The sequence below is a fragment of the Rheinheimera metallidurans genome (assembly GCF_036983985.1).
Lineage (GTDB): Bacteria > Pseudomonadota > Gammaproteobacteria > Enterobacterales > Alteromonadaceae > Alishewanella > Alishewanella metallidurans.
The window spans coordinates 1-5,601 of sequence record NZ_JALAHQ010000009.1 but is presented as its reverse complement, the minus strand read 5'-3'; the positions used below and the strand labels follow the sequence as shown (position 1 = coordinate 5,601).

Below are 5,601 nucleotides of genomic sequence, written 5' to 3'. Positions count from 1 at the left end.
TTGAATTGGGAGCCTGGCGGTGAACTACTCTCGCATGGCGAATGCCACACTACCATCGTCGCAGCTGCGTTTCACTTCTGAGTTCGGAATGGGATCAGGTGGGTCCACAGCGCTATTGCCACCAGGCAAAAACTTGTAGGGAACACGTTTTAACGCACTGTAGTGCGGCCCGTTAGGGTCAAATCCATGGAAGAATTTGATAAAAACTGTGTTCCGATATTCGGCAATCTGATTAGTAGTTACACACGTATTCTTTCTTAAAACACCTTGGGCGTTGTATGGTTAAGCCACACGGGCAATTAGTATGAGTTAGCTTAACACATCACTGCGCTTCCACACCTCACCTATCAACGTTGTGGTCTTCAACGACCCTTTAGCAGGCTTAAAGCCTGAGGGATGACTCATCTTGTGGCCGGCTTCGCGCTTAGATGCTTTCAGCGCTTATCCGTTCCGAACGTAGCTACCGGGCAATGCCATTGGCATGACAACCCGAACACCAGCGGTTCGTTCACTCCGGTCCTCTCGTACTAGGAGCAACTCCACTCAATCATCCAACGCCCACGGCAGATAGGGACCGAACTGTCTCACGACGTTCTAAACCCAGCTCGCGTACCACTTTAAATGGCGAACAGCCATACCCTTGGGACCGACTTCAGCCCCAGGATGTGATGAGCCGACATCGAGGTGCCAAACACCGCCGTCGATATGAACTCTTGGGCGGTATCAGCCTGTTATCCCCGGAGTACCTTTTATCCGTTGAGCGATGGCCCTTCCATACAGAACCACCGGATCACTATGACCTACTTTCGTACCTGCTCGACGTGTCTGTCTCGCAGTTAAGCTGGCTTCTACCATTACACTAACCGTACGATGTCCGACCGTACTTAGCCAACCTTCGTGCTCCTCCGTTACGCTTTAGGAGGAGACCGCCCCAGTCAAACTACCCACCAGACACTGTCCGCGACCCCGATAAGGGGCCTACGTTAGAACATCAGACATACAAGGGTGGTATTTCAAGGACGGCTCCATCTGAACTAGCGTTCAAACTTCAAAGCCTCCCACCTATCCTACACATGTAGGGCCAATGTTCAGTGCCAAGCTATAGTAAAGGTTCACGGGGTCTTTCCGTCTAGCCGCGGGTACACGGCATCTTCACCGCGATTTCAATTTCACTGAGTCTCTGCTGGAGACAGCCTGGCCATCATTACACCATTCGTGCAGGTCGGAACTTACCCGACAAGGAATTTCGCTACCTTAGGACCGTTATAGTTACGGCCGCCGTTTACCGGGGCTTCGATCAAGAGCTTCGCTTGCGCTAACCCCATCAATTAACCTTCCGGCACCGGGCAGGTGTCACACCCTATACGTCCTCTTACGAGTTTGCAGAGTGCTGTGTTTTTAATAAACAGTTGCAGCCAGCTGGTCACTGCGACTCTTCGCTGCTTACGGAGCAAGTCCTTAACAGCAAAGAGCGTACCTTCTCCCGAAGTTACGGTACTATTTTGCCTAGTTCCTTCAGCAGAGTTCTCTCAAGCGCCTTGGTATGCTCTACCTGACCACCTGTGTCGGTTTCGGGTACGATCACCAATACCTGAAGCTTAGAGGTTTTTCCTGGAAGCATAGCGTCAACAACTTCGTGTCCTTAGACACTCGTCTCGTATCTCAGCCTTAAGAAACCGGATTTGCCTAGTCTCTCAGCCTACTTACTTTCACGCGGACTACCAACGCCGCGCTTGCCTAGCTTTCTCCGTCACCCCATCGCAGTATTGGTCGGTACGGGAATATTAACCCGTTTCCCATCGACTACGCTTTTCAGCCTCGCCTTAGGAGTCGACTCACCCTACCCTGATTAGCATGGGATAGGAACCCTTGGTCTTTCGGCGGGGAAGTTTTTCACTCCCCTTATCGTTACTCATGTCAGCATTCGCACTTCTGATACCTCCAGCAAACCTCCCGGTCTACCTTCAACGGCTTACAGAACGCTCCTCTACCACTTGTGCAAGCACAAGTCCGCAGCTTCGGTGAATGATTTAGCCCCGTTACATCTTCCGCGCAGGCCGACTCGACTAGTGAGCTATTACGCTTTCTTTAAAGAATGGCTGCTTCTAAGCCAACCTCCTAGCTGTCTATGCCTTCCCACATCGTTTTCCACTTAATCATTACTTTGGGACCTTAGCTGGCGGTCTGGGTTGTTTCCCTTTCCACGACGGACGTTAGCACCCGCCGTGTGTCTCCCGAGTAGTACTCATTGGTATTCGGAGTTTGCATGGGGTTGGTAAGTCGGGATGACCCCCTAGCCCAAACAGTGCTCTACCCCCAATGGTATTCGCTCGAGGCGCTACCTAAATAGCTTTCGAGGAGAACCAGATATCTCCGAGCTTGATTAGCCTTTCACTCCGATCCACAAGTCATCCCCTAATTTTTCAACATTAGTGGGTTCGGTCCTCCAGTTAGTGTTACCCAACCTTCAACCTGCTCATGGATAGATCGCCCGGTTTCGGGTCTACACCCTGCAACTATTCGCCCAGTTAAGACTCGGTTTCCCTACGGCTCCCCTATTCGGTTAACCTTGCTACAGAATGTAAGTCGCTGACCCATTATACAAAAGGTACGCAGTCACACCACGAAGGTGCTCCCACTGCTTGTACGTACACGGTTTCAGGTTCTATTTCACTCCCCTTACAGGGGTTCTTTTCGCCTTTCCCTCACGGTACTGGTTCACTATCGGTCAGTCAGGAGTATTTAGCCTTGGAGGATGGTCCCCCCATGTTCAAACAGGATGTCTCGTGTCCCGTCCTACTCGTTTTCACTATAAAGGTGTTGTCGTGTACGGGGCTATCACCCTGTATCGCTACTCTTTCCAGAGTATTCCACTAACACCAATGTAGCTTAAGGGCTACTCCGCGTTCGCTCGCCGCTACTAACGGAATCTCGGTTGATTTCTTTTCCTCGGGGTACTTAGATGTTTCAGTTCTCCCGGTTTGCCTCGTTACACTATGTATTCATGTAACGATAGTGCATAAATGCACTGGGTTTCCCCATTCGGATATCTGCGGGTCTAACGCCTCTTACCGGCTTCCCACAGCTTTTCGCAGGTTAGTACGTCCTTCATCGCCTCTGACTGCCAAGGCATCCACCGTGTACGCTTATTCACTTAACCATACAACCCCAAGATGTCTTGAAATTATACAGTGTGTTTAAGGTTCACAACGTCTTGCTGGTCTGTTTTTCCCGCTGCGTTGTTGCACTTCCTCACTTGCTCAGTCATTAACCGAAGTTAACTCCTTCACGCGTTCGTTGTGCGCCTAGCAACAGTAAAAACATCCTGTGCAATATTTTGCACCTTGTTTTTTACTACTATCAGCTTGCCAAATTGTTAAAGAGCATTTGAGATTAAACTCAAATCAAATCATTCTGTTTAGAACGCTTTGATTTGAATTTTTTAGAGTAAATAAAGAATGGTGGAGCCAAGCGGGATCGAACCGCTGACCTCCTGCGTGCAAGGCAGGCGCTCTCCCAGCTGAGCTATGGCCCCAATAAGTATACCAATAAATTGGTGTAATTCAGTTTAGGCAAGGCGCAGTCAACCGAAGCATACTTAGGTATGTGAGGTTCGCTGCAACGAAGCATAAAGTGAATTTGGTGGGTCTGAGTAGACTCGAACTACCGACCTCACCCTTATCAGGGGTGCGCTCTAACCACCTGAGCTACAGACCCGTTTAACTGGTCTGTTTTATCTATCGCTGCGTTTCACTTCTCTCTCAGTCAGTCATTTACATTAGTAAACTCCTTCCTTCGTTCGGCGTGCGCCTTGCGCTAAATAAAACATCCTGCGTTATTTATTCTCATAAACTTCGCAATAAACTTTATTTGCTCTATCTCTACAATCAATCATCTGTGTGAACACTTACAACTTCTTCACTTTAGGTAAGGAGGTGATCCAACCGCAGGTTCCCCTACGGTTACCTTGTTACGACTTCACCCCAGTCATGAATCACAAAGTGGTAAGCGCCCTCCCGAAGGTTAAGCTACCTACTTCTTTTGCAACCCACTCCCATGGTGTGACGGGCGGTGTGTACAAGGCCCGGGAACGTATTCACCGTGGCATTCTGATCCACGATTACTAGCGATTCCTACTTCACGCAGTCGAGTTGCAGACTGCGATCCGGACTACGATATGCTTTAAGAGATCCGCTCACTGTCGCCAGCTTGCCTCCCTCTGTACATACCATTGTAGCACGTGTGTAGCCCTACTCGTAAGGGCCATGATGACTTGACGTCGTCCCCACCTTCCTCCGGTTTATCACCGGCAGTCTCCCTAGAGTTCCCACCATTACGTGCTGGCAACTAAGGATAAGGGTTGCGCTCGTTGCGGGACTTAACCCAACATTTCACAACACGAGCTGACGACAGCCATGCAGCACCTGTCTTACAGTTCCCGAAGGCACTTTCGCATCTCTGCAAAATTCTGTAGATGTCAAGAGTAGGTAAGGTTCTTCGCGTTGCGTCGAATTAAACCACATGCTCCACCGCTTGTGCGGGCCCCCGTCAATTCATTTGAGTTTTAATCTTGCGACCGTACTCCCCAGGCGGTCTACTTAGTGCGTTAGCTGCGCTACTCACGGTACAAGACCACGAACAGCTAGTAGACATCGTTTACGGCGTGGACTACCAGGGTATCTAATCCTGTTTGATCCCCACGCTTTCGCACCTCAGCGTCAGTATTGTGCCAGGGGGCCGCCTTCGCCACTGGTATTCCTCCAAATCTCTACGCATTTCACCGCTACACTTGGAATTCTACCCCCCTCTCACATACTCTAGTCTGCCAGTTTTGAATGCAATTCCCAGGTTGAGCCCGGGGCTTTCACATCCAACTTAACGAACCGCCTACGTGCGCTTTACGCCCAGTAATTCCGATTAACGCTTGCACCCTCCGTATTACCGCGGCTGCTGGCACGGAGTTAGCCGGTGCTTCTTCTGCGAGTAACGTCAAAAATAGCCGCTATTAACGCCTATCCCTTCCTCCTCGCTGAAAGTGCTTTACAACCCTAAGGCCTTCTTCACACACGCGGCATGGCTGGATCAGGCTTGCGCCCATTGTCCAATATTCCCCACTGCTGCCTCCCGTAGGAGTCTGGGCCGTGTCTCAGTCCCAGTGTGGCTGATCATCCTCTCAAACCAGCTAGGGATCGTCGCCTTGGTGAGCCATTACCCCACCAACTAGCTAATCCCATATAGGTGCATCCGATAGCATGTGGCCCGAAGGTCCCACACTTTGGTCCGTAGACATTATGCGGTATTAACAGCCGTTTCCAACTGGTATCCCCCTCTATCGGGCAGCTCCCTATACATTACTCACCCGTCCGCCGCTAGGTCCGAAAACCCCGCTCGACTTGCATGTGTTAGGCCTGCCGCCAGCGTTCAATCTGAGCCATGATCAAACTCTTCTATTAAAGTTCTTTCTGCCACCGAAGTGGCGCTCAGTCTTACTGACTTAAAACATATTTCTATGTAAGTCACTCAACCGATGTATTTCATTTTTGTGAAATCCATCATAAGTGCCCACACAGATGATTGATTGCGAATTGTTAAAGAGCGTGC

The 5,601-nt window shown here is 50.1% G+C and carries 2 tRNA genes and 3 rRNA genes; all 5 read right to left on the bottom strand.

Annotated elements, in window-relative coordinates:
• Window positions 1-11: 11 nt before the first annotated feature.
• The 5 genes from rrf to MN199_RS14625 all read right to left on the bottom strand — a co-directional run bounded on the left by rrf (window position 12) and on the right by MN199_RS14625 (window position 5,453).
• Window positions 12-126, bottom strand: a 5S ribosomal RNA gene (gene rrf / locus MN199_RS14645).
• A gap of 152 nt (window positions 127-278) precedes the next feature.
• Window positions 279-3,160 (bottom strand): 23S ribosomal RNA (locus MN199_RS14640).
• A 299-nt stretch (window positions 3,161-3,459) separates the two neighbouring features.
• Window positions 3,460-3,535, bottom strand: a tRNA-Ala gene (locus tag MN199_RS14635).
• A 105-nt stretch (window positions 3,536-3,640) separates the two neighbouring features.
• A tRNA-Ile gene (locus tag MN199_RS14630) sits at window positions 3,641-3,717 on the bottom strand.
• Window positions 3,718-3,928: 211 nt separating this feature from the next.
• Window positions 3,929-5,453, bottom strand: a 16S ribosomal RNA gene (locus tag MN199_RS14625).
• The 16S, 23S and 5S rRNA genes sit together here with 2 tRNA genes alongside, the layout of an rRNA operon.
• Window positions 5,454-5,601: the final 148 nt, after the last annotated feature.